We start from the raw sequence: 15,192 nt of genomic DNA on the forward strand, positions 1-15,192 counted from the left end.
CATATGCGGGGCCTCTGGCCACCTCGGCCGGTCGTGGGCACACTGGCAGGAGTGCTGGTGCCGCCTCCTTGTCGCGGGGCGGTGCCGCCCATGCGCGCTCATCGCTCCAGGGGGAGCGCTGTGGGGGAGCCGAGGAGGGTCGGCGTGGCGGAGACGGAGTACACGGCTCGCGGGGTTCGGATAGGGCGCTGGTTGCGCTCGCTGACCCGGGCGGGACAGGTGCACATCAAGGACGGCCGGCTGGAGTTGCTGACCAGCTACGGCACCCAGATCGACAGCGCCCCGGTCGAGGAGGTGCGCGCGGCCCGCCCGTGGTTCGGCCGCGGCGACCGGGCGGTGGCGTCGGTCAACGGCAGGCAGTACGTCCTGACGCTCACGGGCGAGCAGGGCAAGCAGGAGGAGTCGGGCGAGAAGGCGGCGGGCCGCTTCCTCGAAGCGGTACGCGCCGCCCGCGGCAGGCCGGACTTCGGCTGACGTGACGACGGCCCGTCCCACTCCCCGGGGAGCCGGACGGGCCGGTCGCGGCGGGTCTGCGCCGGTCACTCCGTCGCTATCGCGCCCAGGACGTCCAGCCGGGCTGCGCGGCGGGACGGACGCCAGGCCGCGAGGGCGCCTGCCGTGAGGCCGACCAGGGCGACGATCGCCAACTGCAGCGGCGGCACCGTGAACACCCCGTCGCCGGAGGAGTCGGTGGCCTTCGTCATGGCCCAGCCGAGGAACGCGCCGAGCGTCAGGCCGCCCGCCGTGCCGAAGGCGGCGACGAGCACCGACTCCCAGCGGACCATCGCGCGGAGCTGCGCCCGGGTCTGGCCGACCGCGCGGAGCAGGCCCAGTTCGCGGGTCCGCTCGTGCACGGCGAGGGTCAGGGTGTTGGCGATGCCCAGCAGCGCGATGAGCACGGCGAGCGCCAGGAGCGCGTACACCAGCGTCAGCATCATGTCGACGCCCGCCGCCGAGGACTCGGCGAACTCGTCGCGCGTCTGCACCTCCGGGTTGCCGTACCGCTCGGCGACCTTCTCCACCGCCGCCTTGCCGTCCGCCTCGGCCACGCCGGCCTTGAAGGCGACGGCGACCAGCGAGTCGGAGTCCTGCATGCGGTGCGGCTCCCACGCCTCGCGGGTGAGGACGTAGTCCCCGGCCAGGTCCGCCTGGTCGTAGACGGCCCGTACGGTGAACGGCCGCTTCTCGCCGTCGGTGAAAGTGAACCGCGCGGTGCTGCCGACCTGCCAGCCGTGGTCGTCCGCCTCGCTCCTGGAGACCGCGACCCCGTCCGTGCCCAGATCCGTCAGGCTGCCCCGGACCGTGCCGAGGTCCAGCACGTCGCCCATCCGCCCGGGATCCGTGACCGTCAGCGCCCTGCCGTCGCCGTCGACCCGGGCCACGCCGCTGCCCAGGCCGAGCGCGTGCTCCACCTCCGGCAGCTCCGCCACCGCCGGGGCGACCTTCGGGCTCAGCGCGCCGCTCTCCGGCCCGAACGCCGGCACCCGCACCGCCACGTCGCCGGCGAAGGCGCGCGAGACGGTCTGGTCCATCGTCGACTTCAGCGAGGCGCCGAAGACCGTGAACAGCGACACCACGGCGACGCCAATCATCAGCGCGGTCGCCGTCGCCGCGGTGCGCTTCGGGCTGCGCAGCGCGTTGCGGCGGGCCAGGCGGCCGTTCATGCGGCGCAGCGGGGCGCCGAGGATCCGTACGGCGTACGAGGACGCCACCGGACCCAGCACCACGAACGCGGCGAGCGTGACGACCGCGCCGAGGACCGTCAGCATCACCGAGGGGTCAGACGAGGCCCCGCCGGGCACAGCCCCGTACACGGTCAGCACGGCGCCCGCGGCGGTGAGCACGCCGCCGACGAGGGCACGTACCCGGGAGGAGCCCGCGTCGTCCACGGCGGTCTCGCGGAGCGCCGCGAGCGGCGACGTGCGGCCGGCGCGGACGGCGGGCGCCAGCGCGGAGGCCAGGCACACCACGACGCCGGTGGCGAACGGCAGCGCAAGCGACAGCCCGCTGATCACCAAGTCGCCGTCGGGGAACGGGAATCCGACCGCAGGGAAGAGCGCCTGGAGCCCGGCCGCGATCCCCACGCCGCCGGCGAGGCCGACGAGCGAGGCGAGCACGGCGACGACCAGGGCCTCGGCCATGGTCTGGCCGACGACCTGGCGCCGGGTGGCGCCGAGCGCCCGCAGCAGGGCGTTGTCGCGGGTGCGCTGGGCCACGACGATCGCGAAGGTGTTGTAGATGCTGAACGTGGCGACCAGCATGGCCACGCCCGCGAAGCCGAGCAGTCCGGCGGTGAAGCCGCTGAGGAACTGGCCCGCGATCTGGTCCTGGTTCTCCTCGGTGACCTCCTGCCCGGTGACGGCCTCGATGCCGTCGGGAAGCGCCGGGGCCAGGGCCTCGACCAGCGCGGCCTGGCTCTCTCCCGGGTCCGCGCGGACCTGGATGCTGGTGGCCCGGCCGGGCTCGGCGGTCAGGTACTTCTCCGCGTCGGCCCGGGTCAGCGCCGTGAAGCTGGTCTGGCCCATGCCGTCCTCGCCGCCGAAGGTGGAGATGCCGACGATCGTCACCTCGAGCGGGTCGGGGGTGCGCACGGTCGTGGTGTCGCCGACGCCCAGGCCGGCGTCCTTCGCGGCGCCCCGGTTGATCACCGCCTCACCGGAGCGCTCGGGCGCGCGGCCCTCGTCGATCTGGTACGAGTTCAGCTCCTCGTCGGCGATCCAGTTGCCGGCCAGGGTCGGAGGGCCCCCGCCGCCCACCGGCTCGCCGTCCTTGCCGAGAAGCTGGCCGGGGCCCTCGATGCGGGGCTCGGCCGCGGCGACGCCCGGCATCCGCGCGATCTCGTCCGCCAGTTCCGTGGGGACGGTCCTGCGGGTGCCGAACGACTCGCCGGGGGTGGTGATCATGTCGTCGCCGCGCACCACCGCGTCCGTACCGCTGGTGGCGCGGCCGAACATGGCGTCGAAGCTGGACCTGAGGGTGTCCCCCATGACGAGGGTGCCCCCGAGGAACGCGACGCCGAGGAGCACGGCGAAGAACGTGCCGGCGAACCGCCGCTTGTGCGTGCGCAGTCCGGCCATGCTCAGCCGCAGCGACGCGCGGGTGCCGCTCATGACGGGCTCTTCCTCTCCGCGGTGGTGTCCAGGGAACGTGCCGTACGGGGGCTCTCGCCCACGAAGCGCTGCATGCGGTCCAGTACGCGGTCCGCGGTGGGCGCGGCCATGCGGTCGACGAGCCGGCCGTCGGCGAGGAAGACCACCTCGTCGGCGTAGGCCGCGGCGACCGGGTCGTGGGTGACCATGACGACGGTGCGGCCCAGCTCGCGCACGGTGCCGGCGAGCAGGCCCAGGACCTCGGCGCCGGAGCGCGAGTCGAGGTTGCCGGTGGGCTCGTCGGCGAAGACGACGTCGGGGCGACCGGCGAAGGCGCGGGCCACGGCGACGCGCTGCTGCTGGCCGCCGGACAGCTCGGCGGGCCGGTGGTGCAGCCGGTCGCGCAGGCCGACCACGTCGATGAGCGAGTCGATCCAGGCGGGGTCGCCGCGGCGGCCCGCGAGGTCCATCGGCAGCGTGATGTTCTCCGCGACGGTCAGCGTCGGCAGCAGGTTGAACGCCTGGAAGACGAAGCCGATCCGGTCGCGGCGCAGCATCGTCAGCCGCTTGTCGTCGAGCGCGCCCAGCTCGGTGTCGCCGATGAAGGCGGCCCCCGCGGTGAGCGTGTCGAGGCCGGCCGCGCAGTGCATCAGCGTGGACTTCCCGGACCCCGAGGGGCCCATGATGGCCGTGAACCGCCCGGCCGGGAAGGCGACACCGACGCCGTCGAGCGCCCGGACCTCGGTGTCGCCGCTGCCGTAGACCTTGACCGCGTCGACGACGCGGGCGGCCGCGCCGGTGCGTACGGGGGCGGTGGCCGCGGATGTCATGCCGCACCGCCCTTGCCCTCGCCGCGGCGGCCGAACTCCTCGTTCAGCACGGAGAGCCGGCGCCAGTACTCGTCCTCGTCGATCTCACCGGCCGCGAAGCGCCGGCCGAGGACCGCGATCGGCGACTGCTCGCCGTAGCCGGAGGCGCCCGGTCCGTCCGGGCCGCCGCGGAACCGCTGCCAGGGGGCGCCGCGGCCGCGCCGGACGACGCGGCGGGCGAAGAAGAACAGGCCGCCGAGGACCAGGGCCCACATGAGCGGGAAGAGCAGGATCCACGGTCCGGGTCCGCCGTCGTTCCAGTGCGCCAGGGTGTTCATCGTTCTTCACTCCTCGATGGTTTCTGTGGTGCCGACACCATCGAGACTCCCGCCGGGAGGGGGTCCGGGTCGTCGTACGGCCAGCGGCACCTGGCCTGCTCCCGGCGGAGTATGCGGGCCGTCTCCGGCTGCTTCCGGCCGCCGTCCGCGGAGGGCGTGCGCCGGTCCGTACGCCGGCGTCCGTCACCGTGCGTGACTTATTCACACGGGGCGCACCCGGGGCACGTGCATATGCACCCTCCACACGCTGCCGCGCGCCCCCCTGGTAACGCTTCCATGGAAGCGGACACGGGGCACGGACGGGACGAAGGAGAGCAGACCGTGGCCACCGAAACCGACACGAGTGCGGTCGTGTCCGAGCTCGCCGAGATCCGGCGCTCCCTCGACGTGGGCCTGGCCCGCATCGACGGACGGCTCGCACTGCTGTCGCAGCGCAGTCAGCAGATGGAGCGTGAGATCGACGAGCTGACGGCACGCGTCACCTCGCTGGAGCACTCGCGCTGGCCACTGCCGTCGATCGCCGCGCTCACCGGCGCGGGGGCGATGGCACTGGCGTTATGGCAGGCCCTGGGCCGCTGAACGGCGGACCCGGCCGGCGAGCACCGCCCGCCGGTCCCGCAGTGGCGGGACCGGCGGACCGGTGCGGCCGCGGGTCGCCCGCCCGCGCGGACGGGGCGCGGGGATCAGGCGCCGAGGCGGAGGTGATGGAGCATCAGCAGCGCCGCGGCCATGTTCGCGGCGGGCACCTCCCCGCGGCCGACCATGTCGGGCACCCCCTTCAGCGGCACCCACTCGCGTCTGTCGGACTCGAAGTCGTCCTCGGGGTCGCCGATCTGCACCGCCTCCGTGGCGTAGTAGATGAGGTGCCGGGCGTCCGTCAGGCCGTTGGACGGCTCGACGGTCATCAGGTGCGTGAGCGGGCCGGGCCGCCAGCCGGTCTCCTCCTCCATCTCGCGGGCGGCGGCGGTCTCGGGGTCCTCCCCGTCCTCCACCACCCCGGCGGCCAGCTCCCATCCGTAGACGTCGGTGATGAAACGGTGCCGCCAGAGCAGCAGCACCTCGTTCGCCTCGTTGACCGCGGTCGCCACGGCGACGGGTCGCAGGCGGATCAGGTAGTGATCAAGGTGGCGCCCGTCCGGGAGTTCCACGTCGGCCAGGTTGACGCGGAACCAGCGGTTTTCGTACACGGTGTGCTCCCTGAGATTCCTCCATCGCACGTAGTCCCCCTTGTCGCCGTCCAGTGGCGGTGGCGGCCCCCGCGTCAGAGCGGAACGCGCAACGCTGCGTCGATCAGCTCCGCCGCCTCGGCGGTCCCTCCTCCGCCGGTCTCGGTCAGATGGCGACGGACCGCGCGCAACCTGTCCCGCAGCCGCTGCGACTCCATCCCTCTGGCCGCTCTTGCCATTTCCAGCGCCGCCTGCGCCGCCTCCTCGGCGTCCCCCTGACGCAGTTCGACGTGGCTCAGAATCGCCAGCCGGTGCACCCGGCCCCGGTCGTGGGCCGGCCGGTGCACGGCGGTCGCCGCCTGTTCGCGGGCGGCGCGCAGGTCCCCGATGCGTAAGAGCGCCTCGGCGACCTGCACGTTGACCAGACCCGGCTGGACGTAGTCCGTCTCGGCCGGCTCCTGGCGTGCGCTGATCCGCCCGGCGGCGGACTCGGCGCGACGGATGCAGGCCAGGGTGCCCGAGCGGTCGCCGAGGAAGGCGTACGCCTTGGCCTGCATCGCGTACAGATCGGCCGCCAGGGCGGGACTGACGTCCTGGTCGGCGGCCCGCAGCGCGGCCTCCGCGAACGCGACCGCCTGGCGGTACTCCCTGAGGAACAGTGACTGGTTGACGAGCATGGCGATGACGTACGCGCCGAAGCCGCGGTCCCCGCTGGCCTTGGCCAGCCGCAGCGCCTGGTGGAAGTAGCGCTGGGAGAGGCCGAGGGCGTCCGAGTCGTACGCGCAGATGCCCGCGACGGCGACGAGGCCGCCGGTGGCCCGGTGCAGCCGGCGGCCGACGTCGTCGCCGTACGACCCGCGAAGCAGCGGCGCCGCCTCGGAGTTGAGGAAGCGCACGACGCGGGCGCGGGTCGCCATGCCGCCGGCCTTGCGGTACATCTGCTCGTAGTGGGCGCGGGCGGCCTGGAGGGTGGTGACGTCGGCCTCGCTGACGTGCACGGGTCCGCTGCGGGAGACGTCACCGTCCTCGGGCGGGTTCTCCCACTCCCACACCGGGATGACGGCGGGGGTGCCGGTGAGCGCGCGGGCGCTGACGACGTGCGGGTGCTGCTGCTCGTCGGAGCGCCACAGGGCGGTGGCGCGCTCGACGAAGCGGGCGAGCGGTGCGGCGGCCGAGGGGCCGCCGGCGGCGCCGAAGCCGATGTCGTCCAACGTGACCGGGCGGTCGAGCCGTTCGGCCAGCACTTCGCAGATGAGGTCGGGCACCTGGCCGCGTGGTCGCTGGCCCTTGAGCCAGCGGGCCACGGCGGTGTGCTCGTAGCGCAGCCGCAGTCCGCGGGCCGCACCGGCCCGGTTGACGTGCGCGGCAAGCCCGGCGTGGGAGATCCCGGCTTCGTCGAGCGCCGCGTCGAGCAGGGTGTTGGGCTCCATGTGCCCTCCTGCGAGCAGGGTGTTCGCCAGCGTAACCGAGGGCCTTTCACACGGGGTGTGAAGTGCGCGCCCGCAGTCGTGGCGTGTGCGCCCTCCCGGTGGCCACGGGTGGCGAGTTGACTGTGCGGCATCGGGTCCGCTCGCTTCCCCGCAGCCTGGCGGCGGTTCCGTAGCCGCCCCGCCCGCCGTGCCGGACCCGGCACCCGGCCGGCCGGGCGGGCGGCAACCCCCCACCGGCGCGGGCGCTGGGGACCGGACGGCGGTCCGGCCCGCGGCAGCCCGCGACCGGGGCGGCGGGCGGGCGTACCGGCCGCTCAGCCGACGACGCGCAGCCAGATCCCCGTGCAGTGCCGCAGGGCGGACACCTGTACCTGCTCCAGCAGGACCCGGGTGCCGCCGGGGCGGTCGAAGAGCCGGACGCCGTCGCCGAGGAACACCGGCGCGGTGAAGACCAGCACCTCGTCCAGCAGGCCCGCCTCGATGCACTGGCGGGCGACGTCGGCGCCGATGACGTTCACGTAGCCGTCGCCCGCGGCGGCCTTGGCGGCGGTGACGGCGGTGTCGAGGTCCGCGCCGAAGGTGACGCCGGGGACGGGCTCGGCCGGCGGGTGGTGGGTGAGCACGAACTGCTGCCCCTCCCAGCCGCCGCCGAACGCCTCGCCCTCGTTCTCCGTGCCGCGGTGCGGGTCGTCGCCGAAGAAGCTGCGCGCGCCCGAGAGGATCGAGCCGACCCGCGGGACGAGCCCGTCGACCGTGGGGTTGTCCCCGAGGTGGCCGGCGAGCCAGGACATGTCGCCGCCCGGTCCCGCGATGAATCCGTCGAGCGACATGGTCGCCGAGTACAGCAGCTTCGCCATGGGGCGCCTTTCCTCCGGTGGTCTGCGGACTGCCGAGTCTGCAGGGTGAGACCGGCGGGCGGCCCGGAAGTCATCGGTACGCGGCGGGGCGGCCCCGCCCGTCCTCACCCCGCCAGGACGCCGAGGGGGTCGTCGAGCACCGGCTGCCAGGCGAGTTCCGCGGCACCGACCAGGCTGTTGTGGTCGAGCGTGCACTCCAGCACCGGGACGCCGCCGCTGCGCCCCCACAGGCTGCGGTCCGCCACCCGCGCGCGCAGCCGCTCGGGCGCGGCGGCCAGCAGCACCTGGTGCAGGCCGCCGAGGATGATGCGGTCGGGGTTGAGGATGTTGACGAGGCCCGCGAGGCCGAGGCCGAGGCGGTCCACGACCAGGTCGACGGCGGCGGCGACCGCCGGGTCCGCGTGCTCGTCGCGTACCAGCTCGCGGGCCTGCTGGAGCAGCGAGACCTCGGGGCCGGGCGCGCGGCTGGCGGCCGTCAGAAGCGCCAGCGGGTCGGTCTCGACGTCCAGGCAGCCGCGGCTGCCGCAGTGGCAGGGCAGGCCCTCGTCGGGGTTGACGGTCAGGTGGCCGACCTCCAGCGCCAGCCCGGCGCTGCCGGTGTGCAGCCGCCCGTCGAGGACGAGCGCCCCGCCGACGCCGCGGTGGCCGGTGGCGACGCACAGCAGGTGCGCGGAGCCGCGCCCCGCGCCGTGGCGGTGTTCCGCCAGGGCGGCGAGGTTGACGTCGTTGCCGGTGAACGCCCGCGGGGCGGCGGCGAACTCGATGCCGGAGGCGGTCAGGCAGTCGTGGAAGATGCGGCGTACGGGCGCGCCCGCGGGCCAGGCGAGGTGCAGCGGGTTGAGCGCTTCGCCGTCCGGTTCCGCGACCGCGGACGGTACGGCGAGGCCGGCGCCCACGCAGGTCCGCCCGGTGGCGCGCAGCAGCTTGGCGCCCTCCTCGACGACGGCGGCGAGTACGTGTGCGGGGTCGGCCGGGACCGTACCGCAGCCGGGGGCGGTGGCGACGATGCGGCCGCCGAGCCCGACGAGCGCGGCGCGGAAGCCGTCCGCGTGCACCTGCGCGGCGAGCACGACGGGGCCCTCGGGGTTGACGGACAGGCCGTGCGAGGGCCGGCCCTGGTGTCCGGCGGCGGCGGGCCGGGAGTCCACGGTGATCAGGCCCAGCGCCGCCAGCTCCGCCGCGACGGCGCCCGCGGTGGCGCGGGTCACGCCCAGTTCCGCGGTGAGCACGGCGCGGGTCGGCGCCCGGCCGGTGTGGACGAGCTCCAGCGCGGGCCCCAGCGCGCTCCGGCCTCTCTCGGGTCGCGCGGGCCTTGTACGAGTCGGCGTCACGCTTCTATTCTGTCTTTGTGCCGACGCTAAACAAAATACGGGCGGCGCTCCCCCGGTCACTGCGCGGCACCGCCGTGCCCCGCGGCCCCGCCGGAGCCCAGCTCGCCCGTCTCCGTACCGTCCTGACCGTCTTCTTCGCCCTCGACGGCTTCGTCTTCGCCGGCTGGGTCGTCCGGATCCCGGACATCAAGGACCAGACCGGCGCCTCGCCCAGCGCGCTGGGTCTCGCGCTGCTCGGCGTGTCCGCGGGCGGGGTGGCGACCATGGTGCTCACCGGGGGGCTCATCCGCCGCTACGGCGCGCACGCGGTCACCGTGGGCACGGCCGCGCTGCTGTCGGCCGGCGTGGTGCTGCCGCCGCTGACCCGTTCCGCGCTCGCGCTCGGCCTCGTCCTGGTGGTCTTCGGCGCCGCGTTCGGCTCCATCAGCGTCGCCATGAACAGCGCGGCCGTCGACCTGGTGGCCGCCCTGCGGCGGCCCGTGATGCCCAGCTTCCACGCGGCGTTCAGCCTCGGCGGGATGCTCGGCGCCGGGCTCGGCGCGCTCGTCGCGGGGCACCTCTCCCCCACCCGGCACCTGCTGCTCCTCGCGCTGCTCGGGCTCGCCGTCACCGCCTTCGCCGGGCCCGCGCTCCTCGCCCTGCCGGCCCCGGAGCGGCCGCCCGCGCCGGAGGACGCGGACCGGGCGGATGTCCCTGACCCGTCCGGATCCGACGCCGCAGCGGACAGCGGGCCGGCCGCGGCGGAGCGGCCCGCCGGGCGCACCCGGCTGCTCGTCGCCGTGCTCGGGCTCGTCGCGCTGTGCACCGCGTACGGCGAGGGCGCCATGGCCGACTGGAGCGCGCTGCACCTGAAGGAGTCCCTGGACGCGGGGCCGGGACTGGCCGCCGCCGGCTACTCCGTCTTCGCCCTCGCCATGACCGCGGGGCGGCTCTCCGGCACCGCGCTGCTGCTGCGGCTCGGCCAGAACCGCGCCCTGGTCGCCGGCGGCGCCACTGCCTGCGTGGGCATGCTGCTCGGCTCCTTCTCCCCGTACGTCTGGGGCGCGCTGGCCGGCTTCGCCCTCACCGGGCTCGGCCTGGCCAACATATTCCCCATAGCCATCGGCCGCGCCGGCGAACTGGCGGGCCCGAACGGCGTCGCCGCCGCGTCCACGCTCGGGTACGGCGGCATGCTCCTCGGGCCGCCGGCGATCGGCTTCCTCGCCGACTGGTTCTCGCTGCGCGCCGCGCTGAGCACGGTGGCACTGCTCGCCGGGGCGGCGGCGCTCATCGCGTACGCGATGCAGGCCGTGCAGAACGGCGGGCGCCCGCGCGGGACGTGAGGAGCCGGGCCCGGGGGCAGGGCCTGCCGGTCATCTGATGCCGACGGTGCGGGCGAGCACCGCCCGCTGCACCGGCAGCGCCTCGGCGTGCAGCCTGCGGCCCGCGTCGGTGACGCACACCTGCACGCCTCTGCGGTCCTCGGGGCACATGCCGCGGGTCACCAGACCGTGCTTCTCCAGCCTGCCGACGAGGCGGGACAGCGCGCTCTGGCTCAGGTGCACCCGGTCCGCCAGCTCCTGCACCCGCAGGCTCGCCCTGTCACCCGAGTTCGCCATGCCGAGGAGCACGTCCAGCACCTCGAAGTCGCTGGCCCCGATGCCGTATCGATGCAGCTCACGGTCCAACTCGCCCACCGCACGCGCGTGCACCGCGCGGATCTCCCGCCATTGAGAAACGACCGCGCCTTCGGCGCTCCCCGTTGCCATGGCATGGCACCGTACCAGCCCGTGAGCGGGATGTGACGGCCGGTGTGCAACGGATTGAACACGGCGCTTCGGGGATAGAGTTCGGGGCATGAGGGGGCTGGAAATGCGGGGACCGAGGACGCAGAGCCAACGGGACGCACTCACCGTCGAGATCGTGTACGCGGCCGTCACGGCGGCACTGCTGGCGGGTGCGGTGTTCCTCGCGGTCGCCGCGCCCGCGCTCTTCTTCGACGCGGTGCGCGGCGACGCAAGGGTGGGGGTACTGACGGCCGCGAAGGCGGCCGGGGCTACGGTGTTCGTGATCCGCGTCGCGCTCGTCCTGCGTCGCTGGTGAGCAGCCGCCTGACCAGGGGCCAGAGCAGGATCAGCGCGATGACGGCGTAGAGCGTGACCGCGAACGGGGTGTTGACGAGGCCGCTCAGGCTGCCGTCGCTGAGCTGGAGCGCCCGGCGCATCTGCTGCTCGGCGGCCGGGCCCAGGATGACGCCGATGATCGCCGGCAGCACCGGCAGCCCGTAGCGCCGCATGCCGAGCCCGATCAGGCCGATCACCAGCAGGATGACCAGGTCCGCCGCCTCGCCGCTGACGGCGTAGGCGCCGACCGCCGCGAAGAAGAGGATGCCCGCGTAGAGATAGGGCCGCGGGATGCGCAGCAGCTTGGCCCAGACCGGCGCCAGCGGCAGGTTGATGAGCAGCAGCAGGAACATCCCGACGAAGAGCGACGCGATCAGGCCCCACACGAGGTCGGGTTCGCGGTCGAAGAGCAGCGGGCCCGGCTGGATGCCGTACTGCTGGAACGCGGCCAGCATCACGGCGGCGGTCGCCGTCGTCGGCAGGCCCAGCGTGAGCATCGACACCAGCGTGCCGGCCGCGGAGGCGGACGCCGCCGACTCCGGCCCCGCGACGCCCTCGATGGCGCCCTTGCCGAACTCGTCCTTGTGCTTCGACAGCTTCTTCTCCGTCACGTACGACAGGAAGGTGGGGATCTCCGCGCCGCCCGCCGGGATCGCCCCGAACGGGAACCCGATCGCCGGCCCGCGCAGCCACGGCCGCCAGGTGCGCCGCACGTCGGAGCGGGCCAGCCACGGCCGGCCGACGGGTATCGGGCCCTGGTTGCCCGAGCGCAGCCGGGCGGCCACCCACAGCGCCTCGCCGACCGCGAAGAGGCCGACCGCCACGATGATGACGTCGATGCCGTCGGCGAGCTGCAGCGAGCCGAACGTCAGTCGCTCCTGGCCGGTCATCTGGTCGAGTCCGACCAGGCCGATGGTGAGCCCGATGAGCAGCGAGGCGAAGCCGCGGATGCGGGAGCGGCCCAGCACGGAGGTGACCGCGATGAACGCGAGGACCATGAGGGCGAAGTAGTCAGGCGCGCCGATGTCGACGGCCAGGTCGGCGATCACCGGGGCGAGCGCGACCAGCAGGATCGTGCCGATCATGCCGCCCGCGAAGTGCCCGATCGCCGCGGCGGCCAGCGCCTGCGGGCCGCGGCCCGACTTGGCCATCGGATGGCCCTCGATGGCCGCGACCACCGCGGCGCTCTCCCCCGGTGTGTTGAGCAGGATCGAGGTGGTGGAGCCGCCGAACATGCCGCCGTAGTAGATGCCGGCGAACATGATGAGCGCGGCGGTGGGCTCGAGACCGTACGTCACGGGGAGCAGCAGCGCGACGGCCATCGCCGGGCCGATGCCGGGCAGGACGCCGATCGCGGTGCCGAGGAGGACGCCGACGGCGGCCCAGAGGAGGTGGGCGGGCGTCAGCGCGGTGCCGAAGCCGTCGATGAGAGAGGTGAAGGAGTCCATCTCACAGCACCTCCATGAGGGGTCCGCCGGGCAGCGGGACGCCCAGCAGGTTGTTGAAGACGGTGTACGTGACCACCGACAGCACGGCGGCCACGAGCGGGTCGGTGGCGAACGCCCGGCTGCCCAGCGCGTAGGCCGCGCCCCAGAACAGCAGCGCGCCGGCGATGGGGAAGCCGACCTCGCCGATGAGGAAGGCGGAGGCGAGGAAGACCCCGGCGAGCAGCAGCACGGTGCGCCACTCGGAGGGCGCGTCCAGGTCGATGTCCTCGCCGCCCTCGGCCTCGCCCTTGCCGCCGCGCAGCACGTCGACGGCGAGGAGGGCGGCGACGACGAGGAGGGCGATGCCGATGACCGTGGGGACGGCCTCGGGGCCGACCGGGCCGCGCTGGGCGTAGTCGGTGTCCATGGTCAGCGCGTCGATGAGCACCAGCACGCCGAGGGCCAGCAGCAGGAGGCAGACGCCGAGTTCGGACTTGCCGCGCAGCAGGGCGAGCGGGCCGCCGGGGCCGCCGGCGGGGGCGGGCGTGCCGTCCGGTCCGTCCTTGCCGTCCGGCGGTGCCGCGGGAGCACGGGTCCCGTCCGCCGCCGGCTCGTTCGTCTTCGGCTCGTTCGTCACAGGCCCAGCTCCTTCAGCACCGAGACCACGCGCCGGTCCTGCGCGTCGAGGTAGTCGCCGAACTTCTCGCCGGTGAGGAAGGCGTCGGTCCAGCCGTTCGTCTTCAGCGACTGCCGCCACTCGTCGGTGTCGTGCAGCTTCTCGAAGAGGTGGATGAGGTTCTTGCGTTCGGTGTCGGACAGCCCCGGCGGGGCGACGAAGCCGCGCCAGTTGGTGAACGCCACGTCGATGCCCGTCTCGCGCAGCGTCGGCGCGTCCAGACCCGGGTGCCGCTCACCGCTGGTGACCGCGAGCACCCGCAGGTCGCCCGCGTCGATCTGGTCGAGGTACTCGCCGACGCCGGAGACGCCGAAGGCGACCTTGCCGCCGAGGATCGACGCGAGCAGCTCGCCGCCGCCGTCGTACGGGACGTAGTTGACCTCCTTGGGCACGATCCCGGCGGCCCGGGCCATCAGCATCGGTGCCAGGTGGTCCGGGCCGCCGGGGGACGAGCCGCCGCCGACCGGGGTCTTGCCCGGGGAGGCTTTCCAGTCGGCCAGCAGGTCCTCGAACGTCTGGTACGGGGAGTCCGCGGGGACCACGACGATGTCGGGCTCCTCGGTCACCCGCGCGATGGGGGTGGTGTCGGCAAGCGTGTGGTCGGTGGTATTCGTACGGACCGCGCCGCTCACCCCGAGCCCCATGGACATCGCGAGCTTGCCGTTGCCGTGCTCGTTCACCAGCCGGGAGAGGCCGACGGTGCCGCCGGCGCCGGGGAGGTTGAAGACCTCGACGTTGCTGCCGAGGTCCGCCTCCTCGATGTTCCTGGCGATGGTCCTAGCGGTGATGTCGTAGCCGCCGCCGGGGGTGTTGGGCACCATCAGCTCCAGGCCGGGGATCCGGCTGCCGCTCGCCGCGCCGTCCCCCTCCGTGATGAGCGGCGGGCCGAGGAGCACCAGCAGCGCCGCCGCCGCGAGCGCGAACGGGGTGCGTAGAGTGGTCGGCAGACGCACGGTTCGGGTCACCGCCTCTTCGTCGAGGAGCCGGCTCCGCGGAGCCGTGGATGATCACTGGGGTCAAGATGTCGCCACATGCTCCCGCCGCGGTCCCCATGTGTCGCGCTTGTGAACGCAAGGAAACTTCTGGTCGTTCTGGTCCCGGCGCGGACGGCCCCGGAGCGCTAGCCTGACCGCCGTGATCCGGGTACTGGTGGTCGACGACGACTTCATGGTGGCCAAGCTGCACAGCCGCTACGTCGCGGCGACCGAGGGCTTCGAGGTGGCCGGCGTCGCGCACAGCGGCGCGGAGGCGCTGCGCGCCGTGGCGCGGCTCCGCCCCGACTTGGTGCTGCTCGACGTCTATCTGCCGGACATGGACGGCATCGGGGTGCTGCGGCGGCTGCGCGCGGGTGAGCACGCGGACACCGACGTACTCATGATCACCGCGTCCCGTGACGCCGAAACCATCCGCGGCGCGCTGCACGGCGGCGCGCTGCACTACGTGATCAAGCCGTTCAGCCAGGCCGCACTCCAGGAGCAGTTGCGCCACTTCGCCGCCACCCGGGCGCGGCTCGACGCGCTCGACGACACCGGCGGGGTCCAGCAGGCCCACGTCGACCGCCTCTTCAGCGCCCGCCCCACGGTCTCGGGCGCGCTGCCCAAGGGGCTCAACGCGCGCACCGCCGAGCTGGTGGAGCGGGTGCTGCGCGAGCACCCCGAGGGGCTCTCGGCCAGCGAGTGCGCGGAAGCGGCGGCCGTCTCCCGGGTGGCCGCCCGGCGCTACCTGGAGCACTTCGCCGACTCCGGGCGGGCCGAGCTGACGCTGAAGTACGGCGGCACGGGGCGGCCCGAGCACCGCTACCGCTGGGCCGGCTGAAGCATACGCAGGCGGCCGCGCGCCGGCGCGAGGGCGCGCACGCCCGGCCCGTACGGCCGCGGGGAGCGCTGTATACGACCCGTACCCGACCCGCACGCATGCTCCGTGCGTCACCCCTTCGGGTGCTTCCCGGGGTGCCGGGGCGGCGCCGG

At 74.2% G+C, this 15,192-nt stretch carries 16 protein-coding genes; 5 read left to right on the plus strand and 11 right to left on the minus strand.

Going from position 1 to position 15,192, the window contains the following annotated elements; translation table 11 throughout:
• The first annotated feature begins 144 nt into the window (after nucleotides 1-144).
• A complete protein-coding gene (locus tag DMB38_RS01810; RefSeq protein ID WP_125933650.1) occupies nucleotides 145-474 on the plus strand; it encodes a hypothetical protein in 330 nt (109 codons plus the stop codon).
• A 65-nt stretch (nucleotides 475-539) separates the two neighbouring features.
• Here the strand turns inward: DMB38_RS01810 and DMB38_RS01815 are convergent, their stop codons facing one another.
• Genes DMB38_RS01815 through DMB38_RS01825 form a run of 3 tightly spaced genes read right to left on the minus strand, consistent with a single transcriptional unit; the run spans nucleotide 540 to nucleotide 4,236 of the window.
• On the minus strand, nucleotides 540-3,110 hold the full coding sequence (locus tag DMB38_RS01815) for an FtsX-like permease family protein (RefSeq protein WP_125933651.1): 2,571 nt from the start codon (nucleotides 3,108-3,110) through the stop codon (nucleotides 540-542).
• A complete protein-coding gene (locus DMB38_RS01820) occupies nucleotides 3,107-3,919 on the minus strand; it encodes an ABC transporter ATP-binding protein (RefSeq protein ID WP_125933652.1) in 813 nt (270 codons plus the stop codon). Before DMB38_RS01820 ends, DMB38_RS01815 begins: the two co-directional genes overlap by 4 nt.
• A complete protein-coding gene (locus tag DMB38_RS01825; protein ID WP_125933653.1) occupies nucleotides 3,916-4,236 on the minus strand; it encodes an SHOCT domain-containing protein in 321 nt (106 codons plus the stop codon). Before DMB38_RS01825 ends, DMB38_RS01820 begins: the two co-directional genes overlap by 4 nt.
• Nucleotides 4,237-4,557: 321 nt before the next feature.
• Between DMB38_RS01825 and DMB38_RS01830 the strand changes: the two genes are divergently transcribed.
• Nucleotides 4,558-4,815: a hypothetical protein gene (locus DMB38_RS01830; RefSeq protein ID WP_047014484.1), complete on the plus strand. Its 258-nt coding sequence runs from the start codon at nucleotides 4,558-4,560 to the stop codon at nucleotides 4,813-4,815.
• Nucleotides 4,816-4,919: 104 nt separating this feature from the next.
• Here the strand turns inward: DMB38_RS01830 and DMB38_RS01835 are convergent, their stop codons facing one another.
• The 4 genes from DMB38_RS01835 to DMB38_RS01850 form a co-directional block, all read right to left on the minus strand.
• Nucleotides 4,920-5,453, minus strand: a complete 534-nt coding sequence (locus DMB38_RS01835) for an NUDIX hydrolase (protein WP_078898122.1) — start codon at nucleotides 5,451-5,453, stop codon at nucleotides 4,920-4,922.
• Between the two features lie 44 nt (nucleotides 5,454-5,497).
• Nucleotides 5,498-6,832, minus strand: coding sequence for a transcriptional regulator (locus tag DMB38_RS01840; RefSeq protein ID WP_125933654.1), 1,335 nt, complete (start codon nucleotides 6,830-6,832; stop codon nucleotides 5,498-5,500).
• A gap of 314 nt (nucleotides 6,833-7,146) precedes the next feature.
• The gene (locus DMB38_RS01845; protein ID WP_125933655.1) at nucleotides 7,147-7,689 is read right to left on the minus strand and encodes a dihydrofolate reductase family protein; all 543 of its coding nucleotides are present in this window, start codon (nucleotides 7,687-7,689) and stop codon (nucleotides 7,147-7,149) included.
• 104 nt (nucleotides 7,690-7,793) lie between these two features.
• The gene (locus tag DMB38_RS01850) at nucleotides 7,794-9,020 is read right to left on the minus strand and encodes an ROK family protein (RefSeq protein WP_125933656.1); all 1,227 of its coding nucleotides are present in this window, start codon (nucleotides 9,018-9,020) and stop codon (nucleotides 7,794-7,796) included.
• A gap of 74 nt (nucleotides 9,021-9,094) precedes the next feature.
• On the opposite strand from DMB38_RS01850, the gene DMB38_RS01855 reads away from it, so the two are divergent.
• Nucleotides 9,095-10,342, plus strand: a complete 1,248-nt coding sequence (locus DMB38_RS01855) for an MFS transporter (protein WP_125933657.1) — start codon at nucleotides 9,095-9,097, stop codon at nucleotides 10,340-10,342.
• A gap of 30 nt (nucleotides 10,343-10,372) precedes the next feature.
• Here DMB38_RS01855 and DMB38_RS01860 read toward each other — a convergent pair whose 3' ends face one another.
• A complete protein-coding gene (locus DMB38_RS01860) occupies nucleotides 10,373-10,768 on the minus strand; it encodes a MarR family transcriptional regulator (protein ID WP_125933658.1) in 396 nt (131 codons plus the stop codon).
• An 88-nt stretch (nucleotides 10,769-10,856) separates the two neighbouring features.
• Here DMB38_RS01860 and DMB38_RS01865 point away from each other — a divergent pair, with 88 nt between their 5' ends.
• Complete coding sequence (locus tag DMB38_RS01865) at nucleotides 10,857-11,102, plus strand: DUF6332 family protein (protein ID WP_240661917.1); 246 nt, start codon at nucleotides 10,857-10,859, stop codon at nucleotides 11,100-11,102.
• Here DMB38_RS01865 and DMB38_RS01870 read toward each other — a convergent pair.
• The 3 genes from DMB38_RS01870 to DMB38_RS01880 are packed head-to-tail and all read right to left on the minus strand — an operon-like array spanning nucleotide 11,056 to nucleotide 14,178.
• Nucleotides 11,056-12,570, minus strand: a complete 1,515-nt coding sequence (locus DMB38_RS01870) for a tripartite tricarboxylate transporter permease (protein ID WP_125933659.1) — start codon at nucleotides 12,568-12,570, stop codon at nucleotides 11,056-11,058. The two genes, DMB38_RS01865 and DMB38_RS01870, sit on opposite strands and share 47 nt — an antisense overlap.
• A gap of 1 nt (nucleotide 12,571) precedes the next feature.
• Entirely contained in the window at nucleotides 12,572-13,186 is a 615-nt protein-coding gene (locus DMB38_RS01875) for a tripartite tricarboxylate transporter TctB family protein (RefSeq protein ID WP_125933660.1), read from the minus strand.
• Nucleotides 13,183-14,178, minus strand: coding sequence for a tripartite tricarboxylate transporter substrate binding protein (locus DMB38_RS01880; RefSeq protein WP_125938754.1), 996 nt, complete (start codon nucleotides 14,176-14,178; stop codon nucleotides 13,183-13,185). Before DMB38_RS01880 ends, DMB38_RS01875 begins: the two co-directional genes overlap by 4 nt.
• A 181-nt stretch (nucleotides 14,179-14,359) precedes the next feature.
• Between DMB38_RS01880 and DMB38_RS01885 the strand changes: the two genes are divergently transcribed.
• Nucleotides 14,360-15,040 carry a response regulator gene (locus tag DMB38_RS01885; RefSeq protein ID WP_125933661.1) on the plus strand — a complete coding sequence of 227 codons (681 nt, stop codon included), beginning with the start codon at nucleotides 14,360-14,362 and terminating at the stop codon, nucleotides 15,038-15,040.
• Nucleotides 15,041-15,192: the final 152 nt, after the last annotated feature.

The sequence above is a fragment of the Streptomyces sp. WAC 06738 genome, assembly GCF_003945505.1.
Lineage (GTDB): Bacteria > Actinomycetota > Actinomycetes > Streptomycetales > Streptomycetaceae > Streptomyces.